The organism is Xanthomonas sp. NCPPB 3582 (assembly GCF_041475735.2).
GTDB classification, from domain to species: domain Bacteria; phylum Pseudomonadota; class Gammaproteobacteria; order Xanthomonadales; family Xanthomonadaceae; genus Xanthomonas; species Xanthomonas codiaei.
Map to the genome: position 1 here is coordinate 3,561,166 of NZ_CM192968.1, position 16,546 is coordinate 3,577,711.

Annotated in this window: 11 protein-coding genes; 4 read left to right on the forward strand and 7 right to left on the reverse strand. The window is 66.0% G+C overall.

Annotated elements, in window-relative coordinates; translation table 11 throughout:
- Positions 1 to 33 precede the first annotated feature (33 nt).
- Together ACCQ05_RS15020 and galA are read left to right on the forward strand one after the other, a co-directional pair.
- Positions 34 to 1,236, forward strand: coding sequence for a glycoside hydrolase family 53 protein (locus ACCQ05_RS15020; RefSeq protein ID WP_372391219.1), 1,203 nt, complete (start codon positions 34 to 36; stop codon positions 1,234 to 1,236).
- Complete coding sequence (gene galA, locus ACCQ05_RS15025; protein WP_372391221.1) at positions 1,233 to 3,800, forward strand: beta-galactosidase GalA; 2,568 nt, start codon at positions 1,233 to 1,235, stop codon at positions 3,798 to 3,800. Before ACCQ05_RS15020 ends, galA begins: the two co-directional genes overlap by 4 nt.
- 238 nt (positions 3,801 to 4,038) lie before the next feature.
- Here the strand turns inward: galA and ACCQ05_RS15030 are convergent, their stop codons facing one another.
- Positions 4,039 to 5,967 (reverse strand): alpha-L-fucosidase, encoded by a 1,929-nt coding sequence (locus ACCQ05_RS15030; protein WP_372391223.1) that lies wholly within the window; start codon positions 5,965 to 5,967, stop codon positions 4,039 to 4,041.
- 734 nt (positions 5,968 to 6,701) lie between these two features.
- Positions 6,702 to 7,013, reverse strand: coding sequence for a hypothetical protein (locus ACCQ05_RS15035; protein ID WP_372394112.1), 312 nt, complete (start codon positions 7,011 to 7,013; stop codon positions 6,702 to 6,704).
- Positions 7,014 to 7,321: 308 nt separating this feature from the next.
- Here ACCQ05_RS15035 and ACCQ05_RS15040 point away from each other — a divergent pair, with 308 nt between their 5' ends.
- Both ACCQ05_RS15040 and ACCQ05_RS15045 read left to right on the forward strand, forming a co-directional pair.
- Complete coding sequence (locus tag ACCQ05_RS15040; RefSeq protein ID WP_372391225.1) at positions 7,322 to 9,583, forward strand: methyl-accepting chemotaxis protein; 2,262 nt, start codon at positions 7,322 to 7,324, stop codon at positions 9,581 to 9,583.
- A 1,128-nt stretch (positions 9,584 to 10,711) separates the two neighbouring features.
- On the forward strand, positions 10,712 to 10,999 hold the full coding sequence (locus tag ACCQ05_RS15045; RefSeq protein ID WP_372391227.1) for an energy transducer TonB: 288 nt from the start codon (positions 10,712 to 10,714) through the stop codon (positions 10,997 to 10,999).
- Between the two features lie 11 nt (positions 11,000 to 11,010).
- Here ACCQ05_RS15045 and ACCQ05_RS15050 read toward each other — a convergent pair whose 3' ends face one another.
- The 5 genes from ACCQ05_RS15050 to ACCQ05_RS15070 form a co-directional block, all read right to left on the reverse strand.
- Positions 11,011 to 12,045 carry a cytochrome-c peroxidase gene (locus ACCQ05_RS15050; RefSeq protein ID WP_372391229.1) on the reverse strand — a complete coding sequence of 345 codons (1,035 nt, stop codon included), beginning with the start codon at positions 12,043 to 12,045 and terminating at the stop codon, positions 11,011 to 11,013.
- Between the two features lie 144 nt (positions 12,046 to 12,189).
- Entirely contained in the window at positions 12,190 to 14,952 is a 2,763-nt protein-coding gene (locus ACCQ05_RS15055) for a TonB-dependent receptor (RefSeq protein ID WP_372391231.1), read from the reverse strand.
- Between the two features lie 69 nt (positions 14,953 to 15,021).
- A complete protein-coding gene (locus ACCQ05_RS15060; RefSeq protein WP_372391233.1) occupies positions 15,022 to 15,999 on the reverse strand; it encodes a FecR domain-containing protein in 978 nt (325 codons plus the stop codon).
- A complete protein-coding gene (locus ACCQ05_RS15065) occupies positions 15,989 to 16,207 on the reverse strand; it encodes a sigma factor-like helix-turn-helix DNA-binding protein (protein ID WP_372391235.1) in 219 nt (72 codons plus the stop codon). Before ACCQ05_RS15065 ends, ACCQ05_RS15060 begins: the two co-directional genes overlap by 11 nt.
- A gap of 51 nt (positions 16,208 to 16,258) precedes the next feature.
- Positions 16,259 to 16,483, reverse strand: coding sequence for a sigma factor (locus ACCQ05_RS15070; RefSeq protein WP_372391237.1), 225 nt, complete (start codon positions 16,481 to 16,483; stop codon positions 16,259 to 16,261).
- Positions 16,484 to 16,546 lie beyond the last annotated feature (63 nt).

Here is a 16,546-nt window from a genome sequence, read left to right on the forward strand (position 1 = left end):
CGGCCGCTCCACTTTGCTTCGTCGAGGAATCGCATGCGCTCTACCCGCCGCTTCTGGACGCCAACGCTGCTGGCATTGGCCCTGTCCGTCTCCGCACACGCCGCCCAGCCCCCCGCCACGCTGTATCTCGGCGCGGACCTGTCCTACGTCAACGAGATGGAGGAATGCGGTATGCAATACCGCGAGAACGGCGTGGTCACCGATCCGTTCGAACTGTTCCATGCGCATGGCGCCAATCTGGTGCGGGTGCGGCTGTGGAACGATGCGCGCTGGACCAAGTACAGCGACCTGTCCGACGTGAAGAAGACCATCGCCCGCGCACGCGCGCAGGGCATGCAGGTGCTGCTGGACCTGCACTATTCCGACGACTGGGCCGACGGCGACAAACAGCTGATCCCCAAATCCTGGGTCGGCATCACCGATACCGACGAACTGGCGCGCATCCTCTACGGCTTCACCTACGACACGCTCAGCGCACTCGACCGCGCGGGGTTGATGCCGGAACTGGTGCAGGTCGGCAACGAAAGCAATTCCGACCTGATGGCCAGCCAGCCCTGGGACAAGAAACGTCCGATCGACTGGCAGCGCAACGCCAAACTGTTCAACGCCGGCATCAAGGCGGTACGCGACATGAGTGCACGCTCGGCGATAAAACCGCGGGTGATGCTGCATATCGCCCAGCCGGAAAACGTGGAGCCATGGTTCGCTGCCGCTGCCAAGGCCGGCGTCACCGACTTCGACCTGATCGGCATCAGCTACTACCGCAAGTGGTCCACCCAATCGATGGCGCAGCTGGGCAAGACCATCAAGCGCCTGCGCGGGCGCTACGATGCCGACGTGGTGGTGGTGGAAACCGCCTATCCCTGGACCCTGGAATCCGGCGACACCTCGCCCAACCTGCTCGGCGAAGACTCCCTGATCGCCGGCTATCCCGCCACCGCGCAGGGGCAGGCACGCTACATGATCGATCTCACCCAGCTGGTGATCGATACCGGTGGCGCCGGCGTCGTGTATTGGGAACCGGCCTGGACCAGCAGCAGCTGCAAGACGCGCTGGGGCACCGGTTCGTCGTGGGAGAATGCCAGCTTCTTCGATTTCCGGCACGGCAACGAGGTGTTGCCGGCCATCGACTTCATGCGCCACCCGTACACCGGCGCGCCTGCATCGTACCGGCCGGTACCCGCTGCGCCGGGAGCGGACAGGCCAGCCAACCCCGGCAAGGAGACACAGCCATGACCGGCATCAACCGCCGTGAACTCTTGCGCGGCATGCTTGCCAGCGGCGTGAGCGCCGCCTTACCGGTGGGCGCCGTCGGCGCCCTGGCGCCGGCTGTGGCCGGCGCCGCTGCGGCGAGCACCGACAACACCGCCCCGGCCGGCTCGCTGGGCGATGCCGCGCTGGCGCCGCGCGAACGCCTGTTGTTCGATTTCGGTTGGCGCTTCCATCTGGGCCACGCCAGCGATGCATCGCGCGACTTCGAGTTCGGCACCTTCCAGCGCAGCTTCGCCAAGGCCGGCAAGGACACCGCCACCGCCGCGCAACTGGAGTTCGACGACAGTGCTTGGCAGCAGGTGGATCTGCCGCACGATTGGGCGGTCACCCTGCCGTTCCGGCCGGAGCCGATCTCGGCCACGATGACCGAGGACGACCCGGCCGCCTCGCACGGCTACAAGGCCCTGGGGACCAGCTTTCCGGAAAACAGCGTGGGCTGGTACCGGCGCACGCTGCAGATTCCGGCCAGCGATCTGGGCAAGCGCATCTGCCTGGTGTTCGACGGCGTGTTCCGCGATTGCATCGTGTTCTGCAATGGGCATGTGGTCGGCCGCAATGCCAGCGGGTATTGCGGCTTCGAGGTCGACCTCAGCGAAGTGCTCGACTACGGCAAGCCCAATGTCATCGCCGTGCGCGTGGATGCCACCCTGGGCGAAGGCTGGTTCTACGAGGGCGCCGGCATCTACCGCCATCTGTGGCTGCAAAAGACCGATCCGCTGCACGTGCCGCAGCACGGCGTGTTCGTGCGTAGCGGCATCGAGGGCGGCAACGCCACCGCGCAGGTCTCCACCGAAGTGCGCAACGACGGCACAACGCCACGCCAGTGCGTCGTGCACACACGCATCACCGCGCCCGATGGCCGCGTGGTTGCGCAATCGGCCAGCGCAGCCATCACGCTGGCGCCTGGGCAGCTGCAGCAGATCGAGCAGACCCTGCCACTGGGCCAGGCCATGCTGTGGTCGATCGACACGCCGCAGCTCTACAGCGCCACCACCAGCGTGCACAGCGACGGCCGCGCCACCGATGCGCTGGTCACGCCGTTTGGCGTGCGCAGCATCGCCTTCGACGCGCAGCGTGGATTCCTGTTGAACGGGGCACCGCTCAAGCTGCACGGCACCAACAATCACCAGGATCATGCCGGCGTCGGCACCGCCATCCCGGATGCGCTGCACGAATGGCGCCTGCGCCAGCTCAAGTCGATGGGTTGCAACGCGTATCGCAGCTCGCACAACCCGGCCACCCCCGAACTGCTCGCGCTATGCGACCGCTTGGGCATGTTCGTCATCGAAGAAACCCGGCGCATGTCCACCGACCCCGAAGCGATGGGCGAGCTGGAAACCATGGTGCGACGCGGGCGCAATCATCCCAGCGTCATCCTGTGGTCGCTCGGCAACGAAGAGCCGCAGCAGGTCACCGAGCGCGGCGCGCGCATCGTGTCGCGCATGCAGCAGCGCGTGCGTCAGCTCGACCCCACCCGCCCGACCACCTTCGCCATGGACAAGGGCTTTGGCGACGGCGTTGGCCAGGTGGTGGACGTGGTCGGCTTCAACTACCGCACCAGCCAGATGGATGGCTTCCACGCGCAATACCCAAACATTCCGATCTACGGCAGCGAAACCGGCAGCACCGTGTCGGTCCGCGGCAACTATCGGCGCGACGACAAACGCGGCTACACGCGCGCCTACGACCTGGACCACCCATGGTGGGCCAGCACCGCCGAAGCGTGGTGGAGCTATGTCGCCCAACGCCCCTATATCGCCGGCGGCTTCATCTGGACCGGCTTCGACTACCGCGGCGAACCCACCCCATACAACCGCTGGCCCAATGTGGCCTCGCAATTCGGCGTGCTCGACAGCTGCGGATTTCCCAAGGACAACTACTGGTACTACCGCGCGCAGTGGACCAGCGAACCAGTGCTGCACCTGTTCCCGCACTGGAACTGGGAGGGTCTGCTGCAGCCGGACGACAATGGCCATGTCGCGGTCTGGTGCCATAGCAACCTCGAGGCGGTGGAACTGCTGGTCAACGGCGTCAGCCAGGGCTTGCAGAAGGTGCCGGCTTATGGCCATGTGGAATGGCGCGTGGCCTATGCGCCCGGCGCGATCGAAGCGCGCGGCTATCGCAGCGGCAAGCTGGTGCTGAGCGAGCGCCGCGAAACCGCAGGCAAGCCGGCCGCCATCCGCCTGAGTTGCGATCGAAACGCATTGCGCGCCGATGCCGAAGATGTGGCCGTGGTGAAGGTGGAAATCGTCGATGCGCAAGGGCGCATGGTGCCGACCGCCGACAATCAGGTGCAGTTCGCCGTGCGCGGCCCCGCACGCCTGATCGGCGTGGGCAACGGCGATCCCACCAGTCACGAGGACGACAAGGCGCCGCAGCGCAAGGCGTTCAATGGGCTGTGCGCGGCGCTGCTGCAGACCACGCGCACGGCCGGCACGCTGGTCGTGGAAGCAAGCGCGCCGGGGCTGACCACTGCGCGGCTGGCGTTGCGCAGTAGCCAGGCAAAAGCGCGGCCGTCGGTGACCTGATCGGCAGGACAGCGCGGCAGCCACCGCGCGTGTCGCCGGCCCGAGGTGTCTCGGGCCGGCACCTGGCCGGGTGCACTTCGTCGCGCGGATCCGCCAAGGCCACTCTTCAAGACCCCCCCTGGATGCCCGGGCGGATGAAGCAGTTCTTCGAGGCGCTCAGGTATCGCCGGGTTCGTGATGCCGCACCGCCGAGCCATGCACGGCCGCCGCCGTGCATGCCGAGGAGGACCAGCTGCTGTCAGCGCAAGCGCGAGAACGCACCGATCCCGGCAATCGCCAGCCGTTCGGCAGGTACCGCCGTTTCGGCGAACGACAGCCGCAGGTAACGGATCTGGCGGACCTCGGGGAAATTCAGGCGTTGGGTCGAAAGCGCATAGGCGATGTTGGCCAGCTCGCCGGCGCCGGCCGGCTGCCAGCGTTGACCATCTTCGCTGGTTTCGGCGCGATAGCCCTTCGGTGGCGCGGCACCATTCATCACCGTGCGCGAGGGCGTGAGGCTGAAGCCGGCGACCTGACGCAGCATACCCACGTCGATGGTCACCTGCGCAGGGCGGCCCGGGGTGGGAGCGGGCACGATCCAGATCGTGCTGGCATCGTCGTCGAGCAACGTCTCCGCCCCCGGCGCGCTGGCCTCGACGATGCGCCAGCCGGCGCTGGACAGCACGTCCGGCGCGTTCGCCGTCGGCCGCGCGACCGGCACCGGCGCCACCGCGCGGAACAGCGCGAACTCGCTGATCGCCGGGCACACCGGCGCCTCCAGCACGACCAGGCGCACCCGGCGTGCGGTCAGCGGGCGATCCAGGCGCACGATCCGCTGCGCGCCGATGCATTGCGCTTCGGCCAGCCGCCGCCATTGCCCATCGACCTCGGCCTCGACCGCGAAACGGGTGACGCGCACGCCCAGCGGCAGATATTCGCGCAGCCGGATCAAGTCGAAGGCGTGTGCCGCCGACAATTCCAGCGTCAGCGTCGGCGTGGTGACCTCATCCGGCGTGGACCAGTAGCTGTCCGGCTGGCGATCGAGCACGCGCGCCGGCTCGAACCCCGCACCGCGCGACGCAGTGGCGCTGGCCTTGGCGCCCTTGGCCAGGTCGATGGCGAAGCTGCCGCGGATCGCATCGCCGAAACTCTGCAGCACTGCCACATCGTGGTCGGGAATACGACCTCGTCGGTCCGGCGGCAGATTGAGGTTCATGTTGGTGCCGCGCGCCACGGAGGTGTCGAAATAGCGCACCAGGTTTTCCGGGCTGCGTACCTTGCCGTCTTCGTCGGCGTGGTAGAACCAGCCCGGGCGGATCGAGGTATTGGTTTCTGCCGGCCACCACAGCGGCGCCCCGCGCACGCCGGAGTTGCCGTTTTCCTGGGTGTACGGAGCATTGGGCATGGTCGGCCAGCTCGGATCGCCGGCGATCCCGTCCTCGTTGCCGCCCCAGCGAATATCGGCACCGAGCGGGTCGAACGTGCAGGCCATCGGCTGGTGCTGGTGAACCAGCGCGATCATCCGTGGCCAGTCGTAGTAGGCAGGCGCATCGATCTTGCGCGACTCGCGCGCACCACCGTAGTAGCCGTCGCCGCCATTGGCGCCGTCGAACCAGAACTCGAACAGCTCGCCATAACCGGTGCAGAGCTCGACGATCTGCTTGCGGAAGTAGTCGAGATAGCCGGGGCGGCCATAGTCGGCGTGGTTGCGATCCCAGGGGGAGAGGTAGATGCCGAACGCCAGGCCGGCGCGGCGGCACGCCGCCGCCATTTCGCCGACGATGTCGCCCTTGCCGTTCTTGTAGGGCGAATTGCGAATGCAATGTTCGGTCAAGCGTGTCGGCCAGAGGCAGAATCCATCGTGATGCTTGGCGGTGAAGATCAACCCTTTCAGATTGCCGGCCTTGGCAGCGGCGACGATCTGGTCGGCAGAGAAATCGCTGGGATCGAACCTGCGCGGATCTTCGTCCCCGTAGCCCCACTCCTTGTCGGTGAAGGTGTTCATCGCAAAATGCACGAAAGCGTATTGCTCCCACCGATGCCACCGCAGCTGTCGTGCGCTGGGCACGGCGCCCCATGGTGCCGGCCCGTCCGCACGCGGCGCAGCCATCACCCGGGCGGGGTAGGCGCCAACACTTGCGGCAACGGCCACGACACCGGTGGCAAGGAAAGTACGACGATCGATCATTGGCGCCTCCAACTCTGCACAAGCTCGGATCTTAGCGTTTCCAACGGCGTGAGGGGTTTTCGCCGACGCCACCCACGATGCGGATTTCCTGCAAATGCTGGCTTGAACGAGCCAGCCAGCATCCGCAGTCCGCTGATGGACAGGAAGGTGACGTGCGGATGCTGCCGATCGGTCTTGGCAATGGCAACGACGCCGGTGGTGAACGCCATAGGTCAGCATCACCACGTCATCAACGGTCAGCAAATGACGTACTGCCCCGTTGGCAGCGGCAACGCGGTGTCGCTGTCAGCTTCCGCGTCCGCCTGGCTTCTAAGAAGCTGCCGTCGATGAGCATGCGAAGCCGCCACGATCGTTCGCGGGGCGACGGTTGGTTGCGCCATGTAGACTCGCTTCGCCAAATCCGGTGCACGCTTCTGCCCTGAACAGGCAACCGGCTCGCATCGGAGGCATCGGCTCTTGCACGCAGATCGACGCGTGCGGCGCAGCTGTCCAGCGCTGCGTCGCCTTCTTCATCACAGCACCAATCGCCAAGCCGCAACGCTCGCCATGACAGCAACGCCACCGGCAAGCAGGGCAGGATCCGCGGGACGTCTCTCATAAGACATCGGGTATCAGACAGGGCTAGCAGATGCTCCCGCCTTCGAACAAACCGGATGGAAAGTCATCCCGGCAACTGGCGGCCAACGCCTGCTCGGTGGCGCGCAAGGCGATGCCCCCTGCCAGTACGCTCGTGATCACCCTGACGTATCGTCAGGCGATGGATTCAGATCGCGCGGGAAATAACGGCGAAACTTCTCTTCCCACGCCTGGAATTGCTCCAGCGTATAGCCATCCATCGGCCGTTCCACCTGGGCGGCCGCCTTGTTTTGCGCCACGTAGGCGATGCGCTGGGACGACAGTTCATCCCACGCCTTTCTGAGCGCGGCAGGATCGGGATGCGAGACCAGCATCGCCTCCAGCAAGGTGGCCTGCGCAACGCGCGCAGCCAGCAGGTCGCTGAGCGCATCGGTGACGGCCTGCATCCATTCTTGGTTGTGGGTCTCCATGCGCGCATGCCGGACGTCGGTGGGGGCAACGACTCTAACGCGGCCGCCGACACGATCATGTGCACTGACGGCTGAGTTCGCTGCCATCGCAGGCTGTCGCCTCTGCAGTCTGCAGACTCGCCCAGAACGTCCGCCAGTCGGGTATTTCCCGACCTTTTGACAACGGCGACGCGGACTTAAATCTGTTTGCATCGAAAGATCAAGTTTCCAAAACGCCCGTCGTTATCCACGGTGCCGACCCGATCCTCATGCGATCTTCACACGACTGGTCTGACCGGCGCCTTCCAACCTGGACTCGGGACTGCCGCATGACCACCTTACTGCAACGCTATTCCGTCGGCCGCCGTCTTGGCGCCGCATTCGCCTTGTTAATCCTGCTGTCGGGCCTGCTGGTTGCCATCGGCTTGAGTTCGATGGCCAGTGCCAAGAAGCAGCTGGACTTCATCGTGCTGGACCGCATGGCCAAGATCCAGATGGGCAATGGGATGCTGGATGCCAACTCGTCGATCATGATCGCGCTGGGCACCTACGCCATGGCCACCAGTGCCGAGCTCGACAGCCAGGCCCTGGAGACGATCAAGACCCAGCGCCAGCGCTACAAGGAGTTGCGTGCAAAGCTCGACACGCTTCCAAGCTCCGAGGAAGACCGCAAGATTCTCGCCGAGATGGACGCGCTGCGTGCGGTCTCCGGCAAGATCAATGACGACGTGATGGCGCTGGCCGCAGCCGACGACAATACGCCCGCGCAGATCTTGCTTGGCGAAAAGGCCCGCGCTGCCAATGTCGCCTGGCAGGACAAGATCCGTGAGCTGGTGAGCCGGCAGGAGCAGCAGAGCCAGCAGGCCTATGCTGAAACCGTGCAATCGATGCACCGTGCCAAGTTGTTGTTGCTGATCGGCGGGATTGCCGTGGTCACCGTCAGCGGCTTGCTGGCCTGGCTGATCACCCGCAGCCTCACTCATCCATTGGCCCGTGCCACCAAGGCCGCCGAAGCGATCGCCAACGGCCAGCTGGACAACCAGGTGCAGACCGACGCACAGGACGAAACCGGCCGCCTGTTGCGCGCCATGAGCGGAATGCAGGCCCAGTTGCAGTCCCTGTTGCGCGCGCAAGGCGAAATGGCCAAGCGTCACGACGAAGGGCAGATCAGTTTCCGTATCGATGCCAATGCGTTTCCCGGCGATTACGGCCGCATGGCGCAGGACACCAACACGCTGGTGGCCTCGCACCTGGCGGTGCAGACCACGCTTGCGCGCATCATGGGCCGCTACGCGATTGGCGACCTGAGCGAAAGCATGGCGGCCTTGCCCGGCGAAAAGGCCGTGCTCACCCAGACCATGGACGAGGTCAAGGCCAACCTGTCGGCGATGAACGCAGAAATCAAGCAGCTGGCCGTGTCTGCAGCCAACGGCGACTTCAGCGCGCGTGGCGATGCCGATCGCTTCCAGTACGACTTCCACGTCATGGTCGATAGCCTCAACCAGCTGATGGCCACCGCCGATGGCAATCTGCAATCGCTGTCCGCGCTGTTGCAGTCCATCGCCGCGGGCGATCTCACCGCACGCATGAGTGGCGATTTCCGCGGTGTGTTCGCGCAGATGCGCGACGACGCCAATGCCACTGCCACGCAACTGGCCGAGATCGTCGGGCGCATCCAGCAGTCGGCGGTGTCGATCAATTCGGCCGCCAGTGAAATCGCCGCCGGAAACCAGGACCTGTCGCAGCGCACCGAACAGCAGGCCGCCAACCTTGAAGAAACCGCGGCGTCGATGGAAGAGCTCACCTCCACCGTCAGGCAGAACGCAGAACACGCGCGCCAGGCCAACCAGCTGGCGATCGGTGCGGCCAGTGTCGCCTCGCAAGGCGGCGAGATCGTGGGCAAGGTCGTGGGCACCATGACCGGTATCGAAGCCTCGTCCAGGAAGATCGCCGACATCATCAGCGTCATCGACGGCATCTCGTTCCAGACCAACATCCTGGCGCTCAATGCCGCGGTGGAAGCCGCACGCGCCGGCGAACAAGGCCGCGGTTTTGCCGTGGTTGCCAGCGAGGTGCGCACCCTCGCCCAGCGTTCCACCGCCGCGGCCAAGGAAATCAAGAGCCTCATCGACGACTCGGTCCAGCGCGTGGCCGAGGGCTCCACGCTGGTGCACACTGCCGGCACCACCATGGCCGAGATCGTGGCCAGCGTGCAGCGGGTCACCGACATCATGGGCGAGATTTCCGCCGCCTCGCAGGAGCAGTCGGCCGGCATCGAGCAGGTCAACCTCACCGTCACCCAGATGGACGAGACCACCCAGCAGAATGCCGCACTGGTGGAAGAGGCCACCGCCGCCGCCCGCTCGATGGAAGAACAGGCCGTGCAGCTCAGGCAGGCGGTATCGATCTTCAAGATCGAAGCCGAACGTCCATCGGTCCTGCATGCAGTCGCGCCCACCGTGGTGCCTGCCAAGAGCAAGCCGGCCAGCCCGCCCAAGCGCGAAACCGCCGCGGCACCAGCCAAGCGCCCGGCCAGGCAGGCAGCGGTCGCCAGCGTATCGAGCGGCAGCGCCGATTGGCAGGAGTTCTAGACCTGGGACCATCCGACCGCAAGGCCGGCTGCGCAAGCAGCCGGCCTTGCGCCGTCATGGCATCGGGCGCGCGCGACACGATCACGCCATCGCGCAGGAGCGCCTGCCTTCGAGCCTCCGCCGAACGAGGAAACAGCGATCGGCGGCTGGCGGCCGGCGTGGCAGCAGCCAGTAGCCGGCATCACCGCCGACAGCATCGACCGTGGCTCTTGGTGCACTCGCATTCGATGCAGTGACATGGTGTCCACCGATCCAGTGCCGTGTGTCGCGGTGGTCTTTGCATTGCAGGTGCCTGCCAGCGCTCGCCACTGCCGCGCGCCTGCCACAGGCTCGAATGTCGTCCGTCGCCTGTCGAATGCCGTGTCGCATTTCCGCGCGAGCGGGCGTTGGCATTGCACGCCGGGCAGTCCGCCCTCCCGGAAGGGATCGATCGCTGCGCGAGCGCAGGCGAAATAGCAGCGCAAAACGGCATGCGTCCGGGACGAGCGTGCGATCGCCAGGCGCCGGCGTGCGCTTGCGCGACCATCGGTGGCCGCAGCGGTGTGCTGTTGGGAATCGTCCCGCGCGCGCTGTCCGTGACCTCGTCTGGTCGACCGCGCTGGCAGCACCGGCCCGGCCAGGGTGTAAAATATAACGACTCTCATTTACATCCACGTCATGCCCCGTGCCGCCCGTCACTCCATCCGCGCCATGGCTCGGTCGGACCCTCATCTCTGGGCACGTGTTGCCGCAGCGACTGCCACGGTCGTGATCCATGCATTGGTCGCCTGGCTTGTGTTCGATGTGCGCCGCTTCGAGGCCGACCTTGCGCCGCCGCAGGACGTCCGACTGCGCCTCACCCTGCTGCCCGCGGCGGCTCCGCCGACACCCGTCGCACCGCGACTCGCTCCAGAACAGGTGGTGCCGCTGCAGGCGCACCGTGCGCCCGCCGTCCGGTCTCGCCCGCAGCTGCCTCCGGTCGAGCATCCGACACGCGATCCGCTGCCCGCTGCGCTCCCCAGCGTTGACCTCCCACCGTCATCGACCGCAATCACCCAGCAGGTCCCCGCATCCGACGGCCAGGACAATGCCACCTCGGCAGCGGCCGCCCCGGCCCCGCCCCCTGCACCACCGGCACCTGCCGCCGGAATGAGCGACCCTGGTTGGGAAGGGCGCGTCCTGGAGCGCCTGCAGCGTTTCCGTCGCTACCCCAGCGCCGCCAGAGCGCTTCGTCAGGAGGGGGTGGTCTTCGTGCGTGCCATGGTCGACCGTCAGGGCCGGGTCATCGCCGCACGCGTGCAGCTGGGGAGCGGCTACCTGGCGCTGGACGACGAAGCGCTTGGCACGTTTGCCCGGGCGCAGCCGCTTCCTCGGCCGCCCCACACCTTGCCCGACCCCGTGGAGCTCGAGGTGCCGGTGGAATTTTTCCTGCAGTAGCCCGCCGCCGGTCAAAGCGTTTCCAGAAACGCCACGATGGCATCGCGCTCTTCCTTCTGCAGGCCAAGAGGAACCAGCAGGGGATCGGGTCGAGGAAAGAGCGGATCGCCGCGCTGCTGCTCCCTGGGCCTCGGCCTTGGCATGCCCGCGTTGTAGGCGGTAACGACACTGCGCAGATCGGTGAATCCGCCGGTGTGCATATAAGGGCCGGTCTTGCCCACCTGGCGCAACGACGGGGTGCGGAACGTTCCGCTGTCGCGAGGATCCCCGCTGACCTCGTAGCGGCCCAGATCCTGGCGCGCGCGCCCGTAGAAATGCAGCCCGAGATTGTGGAAGCGATTGTCGGCGAGCGTCGGGCCGCTATGGCAGTTCATGCAGCGGGCCCGCGTCCTGAAAAGATGCAGCCCCCACAGCTGCTGATCCGTCAACAGCTCGCGCCGCCCCTGTAGAAAGCGATCGTAGCGACTGGCACGCGGCACCAGGCTGCGTTCGAATGCCGCCAATGCCCGGGCGATGTCCTGCCCGGTGATGCGTGATGTGCCAAACACGCGTCGGAATCGGCCGGGGTAGTCCACGCTGCGGTTGAGCCGCTCCACCAGGCCGGCGGACGAGAACGCCATTTCCCTGCCATCTTCGATGGGGTGGAGCGCCTGCTCCTCCAGCGACGGCGCACGTCCATCCCAGAACAACGACGCTGCAAATCCCGCCATGGCCACACTCGGTGCGTTGCGTCGTCCCTGCTGGCGATCGTGGCCGAACGATACGCGACGCCCATCCCCCCACCCGAATTGCGGATCGTGGCAACTCGCGCACGCGATCTGCCCCGAGCGCGACAAGCGCGGGTCTTCGAACAGCTGTCGGCCAAGCTCGATCTTCTGCGCGGTTGCCGGATTGTCGAAGGGCTCCGGGGCTTTCGTGGGCAGGGGCGCCAGCTCTCGCCAGGTTGCGCCTTCGGAAATGTGAGGCCTCGGCCACGATGCCTGCGGGCCGGCATAGGCCTGGCGCAGGCAAGCCATGTCAATGCCGGGCGATGACAACGCAAGCATCGCCTCGCAGTGCCGAACTGCGGGCGTGGACGCTGTCTCGGGCACCGCATGGCCTGCGATACACCAGGCCGCCAGCACCAGCCAGCCGCGTCTGGCAGCGCCTGCCACCTCAAAGGCCCCAACGCATCGGTCAATTCCTCGCCATCAAAACCGATAGCCCGCTTCGAGCCAGTAGCTGCGCCCCTGCTCGAAGTAGGACGACGACGACGTCGTTCCAGCGATCTTGTTGATGCGATTGAGCACGTTCATGGCTTCCACGCGCACATACAGGTGCTGTTGGGCAGGCAGGCGCAGGCTGTATTCCAGGCTCGTGTCCACGGTGAAGGCGCGCGGGTAGCGCACGTCGCGATAAACCGGATAGACCTCGCCACCGACGTCCTCGCTTCCTTGCTGCACGATGTCGCGAAACCCATCGCGGTAGCGCAGGAAATTGCTCCAGACCAGTGCGCCGGGCCCGAGGTCCAGGTGCGATTGCGTTGACAGGCGGGCGGTCCATTTCCGCGCGAAGTCGGTGGCCGGAAGGTCGTAGAGCCAGACGCGGCTTCCCTTGTACAGCACCAGCTGATCGCTCTGCTCGCTCCAGCTGGTCTGGTAGGTACTGTAGTTACGTCGAATATCGGTGTAGTCGAAGGCGAACTGCAGCTGAGTCCGACTCGGTCCCCAGTTCACGCTGTTTTCGGGGGTTACGCTCAGGGTGTAGACGTCGCTTCGGCTACGTCCGTTGTTCACGTATTCGTAGACATTGCTGGTGAATGCACCGGATGCGTCGTCGCTTCGCACCGATTGCCGCAGCACCTCGTCGCGGTTGTCGCGATTGACGTACTTCAGGCTCAGGTCCAGTCCACGCCAACGCTGGTCCAGCCCCACCGTCCATTCGTTGGTATAGGGAATGTCGACATCGCTCAGACGGTTGGTCGAAGCGGCGGACGTGCCCTGCAGGCTTTCCCATGCGGTGCGTGCACTGGTGCGGGTCTTGACCAGGGTCAGGCGTTCGCGGCCCTCCCGCAACAGATACGTAAAGAAATTGCGCCCGTAGTAGCGGTTGAGCCCAGCGGTCAGCAGGGTGCGCTTGTTGTCGAACACATCCCACGAAGCGGCCAGGCGTGGGGAGAACGTCGTCCTGTCCCAGATGCTGTCCTGATCCAGACGTATCCCGCTGCGTATGCTCACCGGACCCAGGCGCGCGTCGTCCTGCAACCACGCTCCATAGGCCTGGCCACTGACCTTGAACTCCCCTGCCTGGTAGGTCGTCTGCCGCCGGAAGTATTGCCCGCGCCCGGCGACGACGGTCCCGGATACGGAGGTCAGCACCGGCGACAGCGAACAGCTTTCCGTATCCACCGTGCCGTTGCTGCTGGTGCAGCTGGTAGTGGCGTACGGCTGCAGATAGCTGTAATGGTCGTTGAGGCGCTCGTAATTCGCCTCCCGGTGCTGCAACGACATGCCCAGCTGCAGCGTGTGCTCGCTGGCGCCCCAGGCCAGCGGCTCGCGGTCGAACTGCGCCTGGTAGCCCACCTTGCGGTCATGCTGGTCGATATTGCCCCAGCTGCCCTCTCGACTGCTGTTGTTCACTCCCCAATCGAATTCCCGCGACCTGGCCCAGGATTTCCAGTAATCGACCTTGCTTCTGCGCGAGCTTTCCAGATCGCTGTAGCTCAGCGTATTGCGCATCGTCCAGGCCCCGCGTTCGAGATTGGCCCGCAACGCGAGCACCGGGCCACCGGATTTCAGATCGAACCAGGAGTGCCTGGCACTCTGGATGAAGTAACGGTCATCGGTCGGCGCATAGGTGAGGCTGGCGCCGAGTTCGATGCCGCGACCGCTTGTCCAGTCGGCCGACAGGCTTGCTGCAGTGTTCTGTCGGGTTTGGGTTTTGCGATTAGCATCGCTGGCGCTCTCCTCTCCTGCGGCATAGCCACGGAGGGGGATGTCCGAACGTGTCTGCGTCACGGTACCAATCAGCCCGATGCCGCCCGCGGTTCGTCCTTCCAGCCGTACCCCCAGCTTGAACTTGTCGAACTCCGGCTGGAAGTCGCTGCTCGCCGACTGCTCGAAGTCCTGTTCCTGTCCCTCGGGGACGATGATGTCGTTCCACACCGAGCGCGCCATGCGGAACCACACCTTGCCATGCAGCTGCTCGCCTGCCCTGCGGGTCTGGGCATCCACTACCCCGCCGGTGAAATTGCCGTAGGCGGCGGGTACATTGCTGTCGTAGACTGTCACGCCTTCGAGCAGATCGGTGTCGACCGCGATGCCCTGCGACTGGCTGGGCACATCGGCATAGTGGTCAGGGTTGTTGAAGACCGGATCGATGTCGTTGTTGAAACTGATCCCATCGATCAGGAACAGGTTCTGGTAGAACGGCGCACCATTGATGCTGAAATCTGCCGGACGAATCTCGCCGGCATTGCGCGAACTCCTGGCGGTATCGCTGAACTGCACCGAGGGATTGATCCGCAACAGCGTGGCCAGATCGCTCTCGCCGCGCGGGGCCGCATCGAGATAGGCCTGGTCCAGCGCCATTCCTTCCGAGTAGGGGAAGGTGCGCTGCGCTCCGATGCGCAGAGGCGCCAGCGGAACGACACCGCTGCCTGCGGCAGGCGCCCGCAGCAGCGTGTAGCTTCCATTGGAGCGCGCAAGCAGACGCAGCCCCGAGCCCGCCAGCAGGTGCTCCAGGCCTTCGCGATCGGTCACGCGGCCCTGTAGCGCGGGCGCGGAGAGTCCATCGGTCAAGGCAGGATCGAAGGCCAAGGCGATCCCTCGTTCCGCGGCAAACGCGGTGAGCGTCGCTCCCAGCGGACCGGCGGGCAATCGTGCCGGCGTTGCCTGGGCGAAGGCTGGACTTGAGGTGGCCGCCAGGGCCAGGGCCAGTAGACGGATGCGCACAGGGCGGCAAAGACGACGCATGAAGACGCTCAACGGTGGGGGTTCTTCCACTTGCCCCGCGAAACCGGAAAAAGTGTCACCCCGATGGGCTCAGGGCGGGACGACCGTCGTCCACCAGCCGTGGGCGCGACGCTCGATGGCCAGGCCGTGGGCCTGGGCGATCATGTCGAGCGCCTGGTCGGTCCGCGCCAGCGGGAAGACACCCGAGACCCGCAGCGCTGCCACACGCGGGTCGCAGCGCAGCACGCCACGGCGATACCGGCCAAGCTCCTGGATCACCTCCCCGAGTGGCTGGGCATCGATCGCCAGCACGCCGCGTGTCCATCCGGCCAACCGCTCCGTTGGTGCGGGGGCACGGTCACAGCGATTGCGGTCGAACCACACCGCAGCTCCCGCATCGACCCGGTGGAACGAAGGCACCCGCCCTCCCAGCTCGACGCGCACCGCGCCGTCGAAGACGGCCAGATGCGTGCGGTGGTCTTCGACACGGACCGTGAAGCGCGTGCCCAGCGCCTGCATGCATCCATGCGCAGTGGCGACCTGGAACGGCCGCGATGCAGGCAGGCTGTCAGGCGCGGTGGCGATCAGCACCTGACCGCGCTGCAGACGCAGCAACCGGTGGGTTGTCCCGTACGCGACCTCCAGCGCGGTCTGGGTATCGAGGTCGACCTGGGTTCCATCGGCGAGCTGCCGGTGCAGGCGCTCCCCCGTGCCTGTCCGCAGATGGAGATTCCCGTTCGATCGCTCCCACAGCTGCCAGGCAAGCCACCCGCTGGGCGCGGCGATTGCGCAGGCACCGAGGTGCTTCAGGGCCAAGCGCCGCCCCGGATAACGCGGACGTTCCAGGACAGGACGGGCCACACGCGGGGGGATCGTCTTCAGCGTCCCCAGAAGTTCCTCGACCCGTTGCCAGGCCCGGGCATGATCGGGGTGCTGTCGCTGCCAGCGCTCGCACGCTGCCCGGTCCTCCGCTCCGCCATGCTCGCTCAGGCGCATGGCCCAGTCGGCGGCCTGTTCGAGCACGCGGGGATCGAGCGGAACGGTGCGCCCGGCGGGATCAGGGCGCATGGGTCAGGCACGCAAGCCAGGCGCGCTTCATGTGGCGCTTGACGGTACTCAGCGACAGCTCGAGCGCGTGGCCGATCTCCGCATAACCGAGCCCCTCGCACTGTGCCAGCAGGAAGACCTGGCGCACCGGCACCGGCAATCCAGCGAGCATCGCGTCGATCAGGCACAGCGCCTCGCAGACCAGCGCGCGCTCCTCTTCGGAGGGCACGCTGGCATCGGGGAGCGCGGCCAGGCTGTCCAGGTAGGCCCGCTCCAGCGACTACCGGCGATACCAGTTGGCCATGAGTCCCTTGGCCACGGTGGTCAGGAAGGCACGCGGCTCGTTGAGTCCTCCGAGGTCTCGCCGGCCGACCAGGCGGGCGAAGGCGTCCTGGGTCAGGTCTTGCGCAACCTCTTTGCATCCGACCCGGCCGCCAACCCAGCGCTGCAACCACGGCTGATGATTGCGGTAGAGCAAGGCGAGCTCGGAGTGGTCGACGGCCATGAGAAACCCCTGGAAGCGAGGGCGGCTTCGAACGACATGGCTGACCCAAAGATGAGAGTGATT

What these genes read in the sequence shown, in the direction of transcription:
- ACCQ05_RS15035 (WP_372394112.1), bottom strand. Translation starts at nt 7,013, where the DNA reads ATGGAGACCCACAACCAAGAATGGATGCAGGCCGTCACCGATGCGCTC.
- galA (WP_372391221.1), top strand. Translation starts at nt 1,233, where the DNA reads ATGACCGGCATCAACCGCCGTGAACTCTTGCGCGGCATGCTTGCCAGC.
- ACCQ05_RS15050 (WP_372391229.1), bottom strand. Translation starts at nt 12,045, where the DNA reads ATGCTTGCGTTGTCATCGCCCGGCATTGACATGGCTTGCCTGCGCCAG.
- ACCQ05_RS15030 (WP_372391223.1), bottom strand. Translation starts at nt 5,967, where the DNA reads ATGATCGATCGTCGTACTTTCCTTGCCACCGGTGTCGTGGCCGTTGCC.
- ACCQ05_RS15055 (WP_372391231.1), bottom strand. Translation starts at nt 14,952, where the DNA reads ATGCGTCGTCTTTGCCGCCCTGTGCGCATCCGTCTACTGGCCCTGGCC.
- ACCQ05_RS15060 (WP_372391233.1), bottom strand. Translation starts at nt 15,999, where the DNA reads ATGCGCCCTGATCCCGCCGGGCGCACCGTTCCGCTCGATCCCCGCGTG.
- ACCQ05_RS15040 (WP_372391225.1), top strand. Translation starts at nt 7,322, where the DNA reads ATGACCACCTTACTGCAACGCTATTCCGTCGGCCGCCGTCTTGGCGCC.
- ACCQ05_RS15045 (WP_372391227.1), top strand. Translation starts at nt 10,712, where the DNA reads ATGAGCGACCCTGGTTGGGAAGGGCGCGTCCTGGAGCGCCTGCAGCGT.
- ACCQ05_RS15070 (WP_372391237.1), bottom strand. Translation starts at nt 16,483, where the DNA reads ATGGCCGTCGACCACTCCGAGCTCGCCTTGCTCTACCGCAATCATCAG.
- ACCQ05_RS15020 (WP_372391219.1), top strand. Translation starts at nt 34, where the DNA reads ATGCGCTCTACCCGCCGCTTCTGGACGCCAACGCTGCTGGCATTGGCC.